Consider the following 14,802-nt stretch of genomic DNA (forward strand, 5'->3'; position numbering starts at 1 on the left):
GAAGCCATGAATCATGCACGCCAGGCTCGATATGGTTTGACATTGCCAATCGCTTATTGTCGTCACGGTGATCGGTATCACGGCGATGTTTTCCCTGGTCCAAAAACGAGCAGAGGAAGATGTTAAGGTCCTTCAAGAGTTATTGCCGATCTTGCTCGTACTGCAAGAAAATTCGGGACGGCAGCGGGTACTGGCAGCAAGTCGAACGATACATCGCGGCACGGTCGAAGGCTGACTTCAGCCATGGGATGTCTCCCGACTGAGGATCCAACATTTCCCCGGTCTCTATTCTGAAGTGTCCACGAAGTCATCGGCAAGCCACCCGAAGGGACCCTTCAGTCAGCCGGAAGGCTGAACATGGACCAATCCGCCCATGACGCGCTCTACGATACAAACGAAGTGGGAAATGTCCACGTCTGTGCCTCGTATTCTGCTCGTCGATGACGATCCCGTGCTGTTGCAGGGACTGCGCGACATGCTGACGTACCGTTTACGGCCCGTGGTCGTGGTCGTTCATGCCTCATCGGACGACGTGCTTCCTAAGGTACGAGAGGGCACGGTAGCACGCCGAGAATCACTAAGCAAAGCCACGACTCCGGGTGCGCTACACCCATAACCTCCTTAGCCACCATGTCCGTAATTATTGCGCAAGCATTTCAGCGAATTGGCGCCATATCATTCTCTTTTCTGCCGCGAGGACGAAGCACCTGCTCATCATCAATGAGAAGTTATTGTGTCAACGATCACGGTGCCAATGATGATTGCGTCGAACTGTTCCCATGCCGCATTCGATCTCTCTAAGGTCCCACTGGCCGCGTTTTCCCCAGGCGATCTCGATCGTCAGGCTGAAGCTCTGGTGAGAACATGGTCACTCACCTAAGGGCGGCGCATTCGGAAAGTGCGCCAATCGAGTGGCCCACCGGGGAAGAACATGAGGGATCTCCTCCATGTGGCGGTCGGCGGCGGCTGCTGCCTCCTTCCGGCTGTTGCCGTTTTGACGGGCGCTCACGTAGGGCGCCTACCAGTCCCACCCGTCGTGCTTGGCGTGAATGAACGCCGGCTCCTTTGCGCACATCCATCGCTGTAGCACCGAATACGATGTTCCATATATTAGGTATGATTGTAAAATGTAGGGAACGGGCCTAAATTCACATGCCGCGATTGCTTACGGCGACACCCAAGGAAAGGTCGGTAATTGTATATGGATCAGGAGCTGGTACATCTTCACGAAGCGGTGTTCAACGCTTCCTTGGAATCCAACGAGCGGTATCATCGTTTAGTGGCCGCCATGCGAGATGTGGTCTTCACGATTTCGCCCGACGGAAGATTTACGTCGCTCAATCCTGCCTTCGAAACCGTAACGGGATGGACATGTGCGGAATGGTTAGGCAAAGAATTTCCGCTGCCGACCGTTGGAGATTCGGTGACAAAATGTAAGCAGTCGGCTGATTGCTGGAAAGGAAGACGTAAGACATATTGACGCCGGCACAGAAAAACCGGGTTTACATTCGCACCCAAGCACCGCGTCATGACTTCTGAGATGAGTCATCCGTAAAGGAGTACACCATGAATTGTAAGAGTCTGATGACCCCTAATCCAAAGGTTTGCACACCGAGAATGACGTCGGAGGAAGCGGCAAGAATCATGGGACAAGAAAATGTAGGCGTGCTTCCGGTTATCGATCACGCGAGCAAGAAGCTGGTCGGAATTGCGACCGATAGAGATCTCTGTTTGGAAGTGGTCGCCAAAGGCCGCAGTCCGGCAGAAGTACATGTCTCAGATTGTATGAGTACGCATCTCCTTACCTGTGGTCCACAGGACGACATCCAATACTGTGAGCAGCTCATGCAGCAGCATCAGGTCCGACGCATCGTCGTGATAGATGAACATGGTTGCTGTACGGGGATTATTTCCCAGGGAGATCTGGCCTTGTATATCCAGAAGGCACAGGAGATCCATGATACCCTCCGGGAAGTATCCAAGCCTGGGCACGCCAAGCGAGCTGCCTGAGCTTGGCACGAAGGCAGGCTGAACTCACGCCATCGGAGCACACCATCTCAAAGGATAGACTTCTCCGCGAACACTGGATCTAGGTTTCTGTGGAATAGCTCTTCTGCGTAGAAGATGAGCATGTGGTCGATAGTTCATGGCGGAACTTTCTCGATGTCGAACGGAGGAAACGTATGTCCCGAAAGAAAGAAGGACCCTCCACCATACTTGAAGAACGCGCGATGACGCGACGAGGCTTTACCATGAGCACATTGGCCGTAGGATTTGCCCTGGCCGTGCGCCCAATTTCAGCGGAGATGATCTCCACAAGTTCAGAAGGATTACGACTTGGTGAAGTCCAGATTCCAACAAGCGATGGACGCATACCCGCGTATCATGCCAGCCCAGCACAAGGCCATGCCTTTCCTGTCGTGCTTGTCGTCCAGGAAATCTTCGGTGTCCATGAACACATCAAAGATATCTGTCGGCGACTTGCCAGGCTGGGATATCTCGCGATTGCGCCAGAGTTGTACGCACGACAGGGGAATGTCTCGGCAATGACGGAGATCGATGAGATCCGCCAAGTAGTTGCCAAGGTAGCGGATGCACAGGTCTTATCCGATCTAGATGCCACCGTCGCATGGGCCGAAGCGTCGGGCGAGGGAAATGCCGGGAAGCTCGCGATTACGGGCTTCTGTTGGGGAGGTCGGATGGTTTGGCTCTATGCAGCGCATAATCAAAGACTAAAGGCCGGCGTAGCCTGGTACGGCCGGCTTGCGGGCAAACCGACAGCCCTGCAACCAAAGCATCCGTTGGATGTAGCCGGGTCTCTCCATGTTCCAGTATTGGGCCTCTATGGCGGCAAAGATCAAGGCATCCCGATGGATACGGTGCAACTGATGGAACAAGCGCTCGAGAGCGGGGACAGTGCTTCTCACATCGTCGTGTATCCAGACGCCCCGCATGGATTCTATGCCGACTACCGTCCTAGCTATCGACGAGAGCCGGCGCAGGATGGCTGGAACCAGTTACAGAACTGGTTCAGGATCCACGGCATCAACTAGTCGCTCTATCACTGGGTAATGTTGAAGGGCACCTACTTGAACGATAGGCTTCAGAATCCTTTGTGTTCGTCGGACAACCTAATAATCGGATTGGTTACTTGGTCACTGCCTCAGCAGTCTCTGGAGCCGGGATGGGAACCTGTCCTTCGGTGATACCGATTACGGCAAAATGTGCCCCATATTATCAGGGCCCCTCGGCCACTCTTTCGTTCAAGGAACGGTAATGGCTATTTCGGCCCTACATTCCGCGTCCTGCCACTTCCACAAGGGCATCGTGCAGCGCTGTGAGGATGTGTCGTGCAAGTAATCGCGTGATGTCGGGATGGTCACGCAGAAGATTAGGTCACGGCGTGCGGCAAGGACTTCGATATGACCGCGAACCGCCTTGTCGGCGCTAGACTGAGTCACCTTTTCCAGGCAAGGGCAGCTTGGAAGCCGCGATCACGATGTGATGGTTGGCGGCAGAGGCACCTCACTGTAGAGAGCGCGGCCAACGCAAGGGCATGTATATGAATGCCCGCCCGTCAGGACGGAACCCTCACTGATCACGGCATCCTTTAAATGACTGCGAAGTCCGATACGACCGCGCACGGGTATGCACTACAAGCGGTTGAACTAGAGGTTCCAGAGCCGGACAATGTACCACCGCCGAGCGGGCAGCGGTTCCGCGCCTGTGATCTCGTGTGGCATAGATAAACCGGGACAAGCCAGACACATGGGGGTTTCTTGTCTTGCTTAACTCACAAAATTCACCCCTCACAGGAACGGCTCACTATGACCACCTATGGCTGCAGCGATTTACCTCTGATGGGAAGCCGTATGACGCCCCCTTGATCTCAAGACCATTTTGCCACCGGACATGAAAGAGCGAAATTGGGAAGGACTTGCCTGGTTTGAAAATGGCGAGAAACTGGTTCTAATTCACGACGTTCCTCCAGCCGGGGTCTCTGCTGCCTTTGTGCTGACAATACCTGGCGATTGGTAATCCGGCATCACCGCTTCTTATGCCTGGACGGCATAAACGGATCACAGTTGAACTGCCAGGGTAGCCGTTGACAAGCCATTAATGAACGGCGACAATTGCCTCCCGCTTAAGAAAGGAGAGCCCAGCCATGAGCTTTAACGCGACCATGAAGGCCCAACCGTTTATTGTGGCTCCCAAAGACTACGATCCCGAGTTGAATGTGCTCGGCACCAAGGTGACTGTGCTCGCGTCAAGCGCAGCGACGCAATCCTATGAGATTACGCTGCAGAAGGGCGACGAAGGAACCGGTCCGCCGCTGCATAGCCACGCCTGGGACGAATCCTTCTACGTCCTCAAGGGCCAGGTCGAGTTCAGTTGTGGAGGTAAGACCGAATTGTGCATGCCCGGTACGCTCGTGCACGTGCCCGGTGGCACGATACACGGTTTTCGCTACGGCGCGGGCGGCGGCGAGATGCTCGAACTCACCGGCCAAGGCGGCTCTGCTACACAGATGTTCACCGCCATCGACAAGGAAATCGCCCCAGGCCCTCCCGACATTCCCAAGGTGCTGGAGGTGCTCAAGCAAAATGGGGTGACCGTCGCGGCTTGAGCGACAACGTCGACGCGATCCTAAATGGCGGGTCATCCGACTCTAGTGGCGATTCCTATGATTGCTGTCATGGTGCGGTTCCAGTACGAAAATGAATTCAACCGAGGCGCGTCTACAGCAAATCGCCGAAGGTGCTCGCACCAAGTATAGTAGCGACTTGGCCTGGCGTAGGCGTAAAGGTATAGTTGTGTAGGTTACTGGATTACTTATACCTAGCTAATCGCTTGTTGGCCCACCCGGAGCGCCGACATGACAGGTTCCCTTCACGATGACGAGGCGCCCATCTCGCTGCCCCCTGGATATGCGCTAGCACCTGCTAGTCGTGGAGGACGATGCCGCCTTATCGCACGCGCTAGTTCAGACGCTGAGGACGCATCATCCCGCCGTCCACGTGACCACCGCTTCTTCTGTGGAACAAACCTTAGGGACGCTTCAAGCGTACGCCATAACTCTCATCGTCACGGACATTCACTTGGCGGGTGTTCAAGACATCCGTTCATTCGACGCCTCCGGGAGCGGGGTTGGCACGGAGCCGTCATCGTGATGAGCGGCGATGGGATCGAGGCCGTCGCGGCGGTGCGTGAGCTGTTACAGATTTCCGCCGTCTTGGCCAAACCCTTTGAAAGGACCGCCCTGGTGGCGGCAGTTGGTGCCGCGCTCAACAACATCCCCTCTCAATATCGCGCAGAAAGGACCGGCTATGCATTTGGCTGAGAGCTCTACGTGCGCGCCGACGGGTGATTCCTACGCCGGTCACGTAAGGGAGACGGTGGATCTGCGCATCTACCGAAACAAACCAGGTGTTTGGGCTGCGGCGAGGTGTTTGACTCGTTTGATCCTCGCTACAACCGCCGGTGTGAATCGTGTACAAAAAGCGTGCACGGACACGATGATCCCTACAACTATTAGGCTAGATCGGCCGTCCTCGCCGTTCATGATGGGGACATGTCGTTTGCTTGTGAAAGGAGGGTGATCGATGCGTACGAACGACCCGGATCGTTGTCCCGCTGGTCGAGACTTACACGGCGACCGTCCCCTGAGAGTCGTGCAATGCCAAGGCGGCCTGCATCATCCAGGCGCCCACTATTTTCACGAGGATCACTACACCGTTTGGTGGCTGACGAAGGGGGCGACGCATGACCGCCGCGCTCGACCTCATACTCGGCGTCGGGTGCCTCGGGACAGCGACCGCGCCCTCAGCACACCCATGCGTTAGTGGCCTCCCACATGCGAACGCTCCGGCGCGACCAATCTCTGTGAGGAAAGCGAGACGAGTTCCCATCTGGCATGGATGAACGATGACCAATACTCGCATCGCAACCGTTAGGCTGCCCAAGCATGCGTGGTGTTAAGTCCACGGGGGGCCGCGGCAGCCAGCCATGTGAGAGGTGCCACTGGCAAGAGACATCGACATGGCAACCGCCCTCCTTTCCGTAATCGCTGTAAACGTCAGCAGCCCCGGTATGCCAAAGGGCTGTGTCCGTCATGCTACCCGCTGAAATTGATCGCGGATGTGACCACGTCATGTCCGGGGTGGTCTCCTTGTATTGTGATGACGGCTGTCGTGATGGCGCGGCACCGCGCCGCGGTATCCGGCGCGGCTCGGCGGCTGCAATCCTGCGGCTCACTGGGGAGTACGGTTGTCGTCCGGTCCACTGAGTTCCATCGCTCATTCACAGCGGCCTTCTCCAGGGCATCATCAACTCCGCTTCCTCGAATAAAGGGGCTAGGCCTAGTAGGCCTGTCCGGATTGCCTTCTCCACCTTCAAAAAAGGAATCCGGGTCCGCTCAACAAGGAATGACAAGCACGATAACGCTACTAGCCCAGTGTACGTAGCATTCCTGGCGATAGACAAGTAGGGCCCATTGACTTAGTATGCGCTTCCCGCTCTTACATGAGGACCTCTGAACGTCTAGGCCTAGGTACCAGCACAGCCACTTCGTAATGGAGGACATGCAATGGTAGCTGAATATTTACGTACCATGCGGGTGAAGTCAGGCCCCACCGGCGCCATTTCACGGTTACTCCTGGTCGACGATGACCCGGCTTTACTTGACGCGCTCTCCGGGACACTGCAGTCGCGTTTCGGGCATTTCAGTCTCGACACCTGCGATTGTGGCGCTAGGGCATTAAACCTTGCCAAGCGTGAGAAGTACGATACTATCATTGTCGATGTAAACATGCCCAACATGGTTTGAAGTCTTAACTGCCGTGAAGCAACTCCAACCCGAGACGCCTGTCTTGCTCATCACGGCGCATGCAGATGAACCGATGAGAGCGAAAGCTCTTGAACAAGGCGCCGCTGCTTTTCTCGCCAAGCCGTTCGATAGAGAAATGTTTGTGCAGACGGTGCGCCGAACTTTGCAGGTATCCGCCACCCGGCAGCATTAAAGCGCCCGCAGAGATCCTTGCTATGGCTGCTCGTTGGCGGTTGTGCTCGTTCAGTTCATGCCCTTTACGGGAAGTCGGATTTCCCGTATTGAACGACGTCGATCGCCCCGTCCGTTCCATTGAATCATAGAGAAAATTGCAAAGGCCTCCACGCCTACCCCGCTCTACACAGCTGCTCACAGGAACATTGGAAATCGGCTGGTGAAAACCGCATTGCCGGAGCAACAACAATAGAATGGCATCGGCTCTGAACTTCCGTGCTGCGGCAAATCAAAGAGTGCTGAAGGCGTTGGCTGAAAATGGACATCACGAACCAGTTCTTGCAGAGAAGGCTCTGTTAAAACTACCAGTGGTTCTTCCGAGCGTATGGGGTACGGTGTCGTGCCAATCGCATACCACCCCACACCAGCACACGACTCGATTGATGATCTGGAGAATGCTGTCAGAGTTTTTTTGCTGAGCGCTCTTGTGTTCTCGGGATGCTCCGGAATGCCACCTATGGGAGGCGCAGATTCGCTTGTGAAGCTCCTCACCAACCAGTTAGGTGCGACACCAAATCAAGCCAGGGGAAGCGTCGGGTCCAGTCTCAGTCTAGCCAAAGAACGGCTCCCCAGCACGGATTTCAATACGTTGACAAAGGCTATCCCAGGATCGGACATGTTCATCACATCGGCGAAAGACCAGGGCGCCGTCACCGGTCCTATTCGAGATCACGCCGGCCTGGAATCGGCTTATTCGCGATTAGGAATGGGCCGGGACATGGTCGGCAAGTTCAACCAAGTTCTCAGCAACTTTGTGGGAAAGGCCGGGGGTGAGCCGGCCAAGAATCTTCTTGCTATGGCGCTGAAGTGAAAGGAATGATCATGGGGTTCATGTGGGCAGTGAGACACCCGATGTGCCTTCTGTTGCCGCTGGTCGTATCATTGCACGCGGCTTGTTCATCCGTCCCCCGCGACATCGATCCACCGCGGGTCAACCTCGTCAACATCGCGCCCAAAGACATGACTCTCTTTGAGCAACGCTATGACGTCCAGCTTCGTATTGAAAACCCGAACGACACGGACTTGACTATTAAAGGCATGCGGTTCGGCATCGACTTAAACCACAAAGAGTTCGCGAACGGCATGACCGGGGAAAAAGTGGCGGTCCCTCGCTTCGGGTCGGAACTCGTCAGCGTGGAGGTGACCACGGGTCTTGGGAACATTCTTCGCCAATTGCAGCATCTCGGTAGATCCGGCATGAGCAAGATTCGGTATCGGCTGCGCGGCACGGCGTTTGTCGAATCCCCAAGCAACTGGAAGCTTCCGTTTGACGAGAAGGGAGAGATCGACTTCAATGCCTTAGGGCAGTCGTCGGAATCGTCACCATAAGCACTCATCGCAGAAAGCGACTAACGCGCAAACTGCATTGATGTCTTCTTGATTATAATTGGTGTGCCCGACAGGACTTGAACCTGTAACCCCCCAGATCCGTAGTCCGGGAAGCGCCATGACGCTCCTCGATGATCGAGAACGATAGAGTCTCCGAAACATGTTGATAGGGTGAGTCATATAGCCCTTCAGAGTACGATAGAGTGTGACTAGATTGGATGTCTGATCGGGAGCAAAACCGGGAGTCAACCGGGAGTAAAATGGGGAGTGGAGTACCGGCCATCTGGGATAGGGCAGGATAGATGGAAGGCCGTGCACGCGTGATGCTATTCGTGTGCGGGGAGCTGAACGATAAACCGGCTGCCCAACCCTATTGTGCTTTCCACTCGTACGCTTCCATGCTGCGCTTCTACAAGCTGTTTGACGATTGTCAATCCTAATCCGGCTCCTCGTGCGTGTGATGGTGCAGCCTGGCCTCGGAAAAACTTGTCAAACACCTTATCTATTTCGGTTGGTGCGATGCCTGGCCCTGTATCGATGATAGAGATCTCAACAAGCTTATCTTTTCCGGCACACTCGATGGACACCTTACCTCCCTGCGGTGTGTACTTTAAGGCGTTATGAAGCAGGTTATTTAAGACCCGCGAAAGCTTATCCTTGTCCGCCTTCACGACGAGGAGCGAGGTCTGTGTTGGTGCCGTTGCGGACAAGGATATGCCACTTTGGTTGGCGGCGGATTTCGAAGTCTCAATTAGGTTCTGCAGAAACGACATGATCGGAATGGGCTCGAAGTGTACCGTCATGTGCCCCGCCTCAATTTTAGCCAAGTCCAGAAGATCATTGACCATCCGGTCGAGGCTTTCAACATTCGATTTTATCCGCTTAAGATAGTGAACCTGCTTGTCGGTCAGCCCACCACCTAGACCATCAAGCAGATTGGAAACTAAACCTAAGATAGCCGCTAAAGGGTTCCGCAAATCATGGGACACAACCGAAACCATTTCTGATTTACGGTGGCTCGCTTCAGCCAACTTAGTGTTGGCAACTTGTAGTTCGCTGTTTAACTGTTGCAGCTCTTCAGCTTGTCTCGTAAGCACCCGCTCCTGAGCACGTATCCGCAACATGTTTCTAATTCGGGCAAGCAGTTCACCTTCTTCGAAGGGTTTGGATAAGTAATCATCGGCACCGGCATCAAGGCTCTCGATACGTGCTTCGCTGCCGGACTTAGCCGTGAGGAAAATCATTGGTGTCGAATGTAAAGAAGATTCCCCCCGGATGGCCTGCAGGAGTTCTCTTCCGCTCATCTGTGGCATCATAATGTCGCTCAAAATGATGTCGGGCTGTAGCCGCCTCGCTCTGTCGAGTGCCTCGACGCCATCATTGGCCGTTTCAACCCGATATTCCGCGGAAAGGAGATCCACGAGATAGTGGCACAGATCCGGATTATCATCGACCACCAAGACGAGCGGTAGGATCGCGGAATGTTGAGACTGTGCCATCTCATCGACTGTTTGGGGCGAAGCGCTCTGCTGGTGGACAAAGCTCAACCATTCTAGCTCTTCATCTTCAGTGGTTCCTTGCGGCACATCTCCATCACAAGCCGGCAAATGAACAGTAAAGCTAGTGCCACGCCCCAGCTCACTCTCTACGGTCACTTGTCCATCATGCTGACTTACAATTTCCTTCACGAGGGCAAGACCGATCCCCGTCCCTTCATACCGTCGCGTTGCGCTGGCTTCTACTTGGGTGAAGCGATCAAAAATATGCGAGAGCTTATCTTCTGGAATACCGATTCCGTTGTCGCTCACCGTGATCTGGAGCTGAGGCACGCGCGCCGTGAGTTGTATCCAGACCTGAGGATGAGCTGAGATGTTAAATTTAAACGCGTTAGACAATAGATTGTAGAAGACCTTCTTCATCTGCGGGGAGTCTATGTCTGCCGCGCAAGGCTCATCAAACCCAATCAACGATATTCTTCGATCATCGGACGATTGAAAATTAGCCGCAACACGCCGGATGAGGAGGCTCATGTCAGTGCGTCGCTTGACAGGCACGCCACGGCCACGCTCCAGTTTCGCGAGCTCCAGAAGTTCATTGATGAGAAACAAGAGGCGCGATGTATTACGGAGCCCACTTTCTAACACCTCAGTATAGGATTTGAAGGCTGGCTCTTTGTATAACCGACGCAAGGCTCCAAAAATTAAAGTGAGCGGCGTTCGCAGCTCATGACTTACGTTGGCAAAGAATTGGCTTTTCGCATGATCGAGTTTAAGTAATTTGGTATTGGATTGTTGCAAAGCAAGCCGCGAGTAAAATTGCGAACGCTGGAGGCGTTCATACATAAACACCGAGAGATCGCAGGTAACGCAGGTCCACAATTGAATGGTTAAACTCGGGATGGCGATATTCCATGCGAGCGGTCCATGACTCAGGGTGTTGACCCCATAGAAATGCACAAGATTAGTGACTTGACAGAGTGCCTGGGTTCGCCACGAGGCGGGGACGACAACGGCAATCGCGAGGAAGAGCAGTACGAGTCCGTTCGTAAGCAGGATAGCCACGACACCGCCCGAGAACCGTGCCTGGAAGGTTAAGCTGAGGCCGCAAGCAAGGGAGCCGGTGAACAAAGCAAGTTCGGGAAGATGCCGTCCCTTTTGGGTATGGAGAAAGATCAAGGAGACAGCAACGCCCATCGCCCATCCAATGCGGGCTAGTATCGCAACATACAAAGATTCTGGCGGCAGTAAGAGGAGATCGGAAACGAAGAACGTGGGATTGGCAAGAAAGCCAATCCAAAGGACCAACCGGACCCGTTTCCACACGAACCGTTTATGCCATTCTTCATAATTGAGGGCGGCATCGGGGGCAGGACCCTCTTCCCAGAGATCGCGGATTTTCGTGACGAAACGACCTATCCATCTTTGCATGGCATGGCCTAAAACGCGAGGCGCAGTGTGATGGTGCCGGAATGCTCAGTGGTATGATAGGTGCCATTGACGGTCGGATTAAGATTCCCGGTAATCGTTCGTGGTTCGAATAAAATGGCTGCATAGGCTACGTCTAGTCCGATGCCTTTGGGTTGTACGGCTCCTCGATCCGACGCGCAGGGAATTATCCCGAAGAACGACGCCTTCTCTTTGCACAGAAACCCCATCCCCATAGATACGACGTGCTCATTTGAATCAGGAATAGCTGGAGAAAACGTAGTGTCCGGAATCGGTGTGGCAGCGTAGAGATAGCCCGCACGCAGCGCTATCTCCCAGCCGGAAAGGGCCGCAGGTTGCAGCCATTTATATTCTGACCCCACCATCACCGTGTACGTGCTTTCCCAGTTCTGTGGTGAGGGAAGCACTAATCCATTGGACAGATGTACATCCAGATTGCGCACCGACTTCCATCCGGTATAATTGACGTCCATCTCCAATTTCCATTCATGGACGCTATCTCGAATCGGCCAAAGGGCGAATGCAGCCGTATAGATTTGCGGGAGGACTAATGTCGTTGACGCATCCGCGACCGGAGCCCCGCCAACGAGAAATCTCCCGTTGAGATGCAGCGTGGCCTGACTTCGATACACCAATCCTATATTGGCTCGTGCCTTGCCGTCTGCGTTACGCAGGGGAGTATAGAGGAAGCTCACATTAAAGCCGGCGGACGTGTCACTCCCATTCACTTCTACAGGGCTTCCCGCCGGAATGCCGCCTCCTCCCGGCCAGGTAAAGCGCTGCACAAGCTGGCCAGTGCCGATGAAGCTGGCGAAGGTGTAGATGTCAGCCCCCAGTCCAACTGAAATCTGTTCATTGAGTTTGTACGCGACCGTTGGTTTTATATCGAGCAACGGGAGAGCGGCAAATGTGGTTGCTGTTGAAAAAGGAGCATCCGATGGATACCTGGTCTTGAGGCCAAATGGCGTATTGACCCCTACTCCAATGACGGTTCCGCGAAGCCACTTGCTTTCCAAATCCCCAAGGTTTGCTGTCACGTACACGTGACTTGGTGGAGGGGTCGCTATACTGGACCCGAGGTCTCCAGCAGTGGAGGCACCGGTTTGGTTTTCAAATGATATGCCGCCTCCCTGAAGGCTTGTCCCGCCTTGCAGCTGGAGGCCCGGCAGTTGAGTCATTCCGGCCGGATTGTAGTGAAGGGCAGAGGGATCATCTGCTTGAGCCGAGAAGGCCGTACCTTGTCCTGCAGCTGAAGCACTTTGATTAGGATTGAAGAAGGCCGCGCCTAGTACTTCTTCCTCTATGCCAAAGAGATGCATGAGAACAAGTATTAAAAAGAAAACAGAATAGGTGCCATGTCGAAGGCCGATCAGAAAATACATTCGCATAGCGAGATGAATTTGAACGATCGTTCAACATCCGAGCCTCAGGACACAAAACCATAAACTTCGCCACCGGGAAGGACAATCTCCTATAGCCTTCTTTTACCGTAGGCTTAGGACTACAAAGTAAAGGGCTCTTCTATCCGCTACCGGCAATGAGAGAGACGTATGGTGGGCTCTGAGAACTGACTAGTGACGTGTACATCTGAAACGTTCGTGTAATACTCGGCCTCCACTGAGGGGGCCATGACGTTAACGCACGCGGAACGGATGGAACTGGATCGACGAATCAAGAGCCGTAAAGGCCCTGCCGAGGAATCGCGGCAAGCACGCTGTATCTTGTTACTGGTTGAGGGCATGAAGTTGGGTTGGGATTCGCATCCAGCTGAGGTGCGGCGACAGCTACATTGCGCGGTGGAGTCGCCGTTTCGCCGCGGAGCGCTTGGCCGGGCTCTATAGCCGGGACAGCGGGCAGCCGGTGTCAGGGGTCACGCCCAAGCTGAAGCGAGGATCCTGGATGCCACGCGCGTGGGCCGCAGGACGGCTCAATGCCTTGGAATTCGGGTCGGCAAAGGTCCTCGGCATCTCCCGCATGATGGTCGCGGAGGTCTGGACTCGGCATGGCTCAAGTCCCATTGCCTCGAGCGCTATCTGGCGTCTGACGATCCGGAATTCGAGGGCAAGGCCGTCGATATCCTTGGCCTGTGCTCGAACCCTCGCAACATGCGGCCACCTTCTGTGTGGATAAATTGACGCCGATCCAGACGCTGGAGCGGGGGTTGACGACGAGGGTGTTATGAGAGGGCCTTTCGAACATCTTTGAGGAGTCGGCGAGGGGATAAAATCGAAGCGTTCGTAAAACTTTCTCGCTACATCATCTTTGGCATGAACCATCAAGGCGCTGATTCCTGCAGACGCATCGAAAACCTTGAAACCAAAATTGAATGCTGACTTGGATTTGCCATCACAAGACTGAGTTTAGGCGCCCTGACCCGGCCCCTCTGGTGCGAACGCACACTGCATGAATCCAGCGCTGTTGAATGGATGTTTCCATGGAACTTCGTGAATCGATCCAGGCCTTTCTTCAATTCCTCGAAGTGGAGAGGCGGGCATCTGCTGGAACCATCCGTGCCTATCACGCAGACCTTGACCAGTTTGAAGCGTTCTTAAGAACCCGCGCGACAGCCCTAGATGCCAGAAAGGTGGACGCCTATGCGATCCGAGGATATATGGCTTCGTTGGTTCATCGAAAACAGAAACCACGGACAATCGCAAGAAAATTCGCGGCCATCCGCAGCTTGTATGAATTCTTGCTGCGCGAACGCGTGGTTCGTGTGAACCCTGGGAAAGAGCTGCGGTCTCCGAAGGTTCACGTGAGTATCAGTAAAGTGCTAACGAAGGATGAGGCCGAGGCCTTGATGGAAATGCCGCAAGGGGAGGGCACGCAGGCCCTCCGGGATCGAGCGATCTTAGAGACGCTGTACTCGACTGGCGCGCGGGTCAGCGAACTGGTCGCGATGAATTGGTCTGATGTGGACTGGCAAGAGGGGACTGTGGTGCTTCATGGGCCACGAAACAAAGCGCGGCGAACGCCGATAGGCCAGCGAGCGCTCGACAGCCTAGCGGCACATCGTCAAGGGATGAGTGAGTCTCCAAGAAAGGATTCCGGACCGGTCTTTCTGAATCGGCATGGAGGGCGTCTGACGGCACAGACCGTCAGCAGGGTCGTCTCAAGATACTCGCGTGGTCTGGCGGGTGGAGGAATCAGCGGTCGCGGCTTGCGGCGATCGTTCGCAAGCCATCTGCTCGACGAAGGCGCCAATGCTGGTGGGATACAGTACATGTTAGGAACGGCCTCGCTCTCGAGCCTTCAAGAGCCTGCTGTGGGCGGAATCGAAAACCTGCTTCAGCTGTATGCGCGGACCCATCCGCGCGCGAAAGGGGACACGGACGAAACCGTCACTTGACATAATAAAACATATAGAAGGTCGCTGAGCCGAGAACTCTGGGGGGTGGTCATGTCCGAGGAGTTAAACCTATTTACATTGAAGGCATTCTAAGCCTTTGATCATTTTAGCTATGACCT

Annotated in this window: 16 protein-coding genes and 1 pseudogene; 14 read left to right on the plus strand and 3 right to left on the minus strand. The window is 54.6% G+C overall.

The genetic code is table 11. From position 1 onward, the window contains the following. Positions 1-406 precede the first annotated feature (406 nt). The 8 genes from ACWHYZ_RS12105 (at position 407) to ACWHYZ_RS12140 (ending at position 5,843) form a co-directional block, all read left to right on the plus strand. Entirely contained in the window at positions 407-616 is a 210-nt protein-coding gene (locus tag ACWHYZ_RS12105) for a hypothetical protein (RefSeq protein ID WP_447987497.1), read from the plus strand. A gap of 117 nt (positions 617-733) precedes the next feature. Then, positions 734-880, plus strand: a complete 147-nt coding sequence (locus ACWHYZ_RS12110; RefSeq protein ID WP_447982952.1) for a hypothetical protein — start codon at positions 734-736, stop codon at positions 878-880. Positions 881-1,201: 321 nt separating this feature from the next. Next, complete coding sequence (locus ACWHYZ_RS12115) at positions 1,202-1,480, plus strand: PAS domain S-box protein (protein ID WP_447982953.1); 279 nt, start codon at positions 1,202-1,204, stop codon at positions 1,478-1,480. Between the two features lie 86 nt (positions 1,481-1,566). Then, a complete protein-coding gene (locus tag ACWHYZ_RS12120; protein WP_447982954.1) occupies positions 1,567-2,010 on the plus strand; it encodes a CBS domain-containing protein in 444 nt (147 codons plus the stop codon). A gap of 173 nt (positions 2,011-2,183) precedes the next feature. Then, complete coding sequence (locus ACWHYZ_RS12125; protein WP_447982955.1) at positions 2,184-3,053, plus strand: dienelactone hydrolase family protein; 870 nt, start codon at positions 2,184-2,186, stop codon at positions 3,051-3,053. A gap of 1,112 nt (positions 3,054-4,165) precedes the next feature. Then, entirely contained in the window at positions 4,166-4,627 is a 462-nt protein-coding gene (locus ACWHYZ_RS12130) for a cupin domain-containing protein (protein WP_447982956.1), read from the plus strand. A gap of 540 nt (positions 4,628-5,167) precedes the next feature. Continuing rightward, positions 5,168-5,341: a hypothetical protein gene (locus ACWHYZ_RS12135; RefSeq protein ID WP_447982957.1), complete on the plus strand. Its 174-nt coding sequence runs from the start codon at positions 5,168-5,170 to the stop codon at positions 5,339-5,341. A 262-nt stretch (positions 5,342-5,603) separates the two neighbouring features. Further along, positions 5,604-5,843 carry a hypothetical protein gene (locus ACWHYZ_RS12140; RefSeq protein WP_447982958.1) on the plus strand — a complete coding sequence of 80 codons (240 nt, stop codon included), beginning with the start codon at positions 5,604-5,606 and terminating at the stop codon, positions 5,841-5,843. Between the two features lie 272 nt (positions 5,844-6,115). Here the strand turns inward: ACWHYZ_RS12140 and ACWHYZ_RS12145 are convergent, their stop codons facing one another. Further along, on the minus strand, positions 6,116-6,304 hold the full coding sequence (locus ACWHYZ_RS12145) for a hypothetical protein (protein WP_447982959.1): 189 nt from the start codon (positions 6,302-6,304) through the stop codon (positions 6,116-6,118). A 282-nt stretch (positions 6,305-6,586) separates the two neighbouring features. Here ACWHYZ_RS12145 and ACWHYZ_RS12150 point away from each other — a divergent pair, with 282 nt between their 5' ends. From ACWHYZ_RS12150 to ACWHYZ_RS12165, 4 genes and pseudogenes are all read left to right on the plus strand, one after another. Further along, on the plus strand, positions 6,587-6,826 hold the full coding sequence (locus tag ACWHYZ_RS12150; RefSeq protein ID WP_447982960.1) for a response regulator transcription factor: 240 nt from the start codon (positions 6,587-6,589) through the stop codon (positions 6,824-6,826). 10 nt (positions 6,827-6,836) lie between these two features. Further along, positions 6,837-7,019, plus strand: a pseudogene (locus ACWHYZ_RS12155) (response regulator); the annotation flags it as partial. Positions 7,020-7,508: 489 nt separating this feature from the next. Next, entirely contained in the window at positions 7,509-7,871 is a 363-nt protein-coding gene (locus tag ACWHYZ_RS12160) for a DUF2780 domain-containing protein (protein WP_447982961.1), read from the plus strand. Between the two features lie 41 nt (positions 7,872-7,912). Further along, positions 7,913-8,389 carry an LEA type 2 family protein gene (locus ACWHYZ_RS12165; RefSeq protein WP_447982962.1) on the plus strand — a complete coding sequence of 159 codons (477 nt, stop codon included), beginning with the start codon at positions 7,913-7,915 and terminating at the stop codon, positions 8,387-8,389. A 326-nt stretch (positions 8,390-8,715) separates the two neighbouring features. Here ACWHYZ_RS12165 and ACWHYZ_RS12170 read toward each other — a convergent pair whose 3' ends face one another. Together ACWHYZ_RS12170 and ACWHYZ_RS12175 are read right to left on the minus strand one after the other, a co-directional pair. Further along, on the minus strand, positions 8,716-11,082 hold the full coding sequence (locus ACWHYZ_RS12170) for an ATP-binding response regulator (RefSeq protein WP_447982963.1): 2,367 nt from the start codon (positions 11,080-11,082) through the stop codon (positions 8,716-8,718). Positions 11,083-11,324: 242 nt separating this feature from the next. After that, entirely contained in the window at positions 11,325-12,722 is a 1,398-nt protein-coding gene (locus tag ACWHYZ_RS12175) for an OmpP1/FadL family transporter (RefSeq protein ID WP_447982964.1), read from the minus strand. Positions 12,723-12,962: 240 nt separating this feature from the next. Between ACWHYZ_RS12175 and ACWHYZ_RS12180 the strand changes: the two genes are divergently transcribed. Together ACWHYZ_RS12180 and ACWHYZ_RS12185 are read left to right on the plus strand one after the other, a co-directional pair. Next, positions 12,963-13,175: a hypothetical protein gene (locus ACWHYZ_RS12180; RefSeq protein ID WP_447982965.1), complete on the plus strand. Its 213-nt coding sequence runs from the start codon at positions 12,963-12,965 to the stop codon at positions 13,173-13,175. 593 nt (positions 13,176-13,768) lie between these two features. Next, the gene (locus ACWHYZ_RS12185) at positions 13,769-14,683 is read left to right on the plus strand and encodes a tyrosine-type recombinase/integrase (protein WP_447982966.1); all 915 of its coding nucleotides are present in this window, start codon (positions 13,769-13,771) and stop codon (positions 14,681-14,683) included. Positions 14,684-14,802 lie beyond the last annotated feature (119 nt).

This window comes from Nitrospira sp. Nam74, assembly GCF_965152615.1.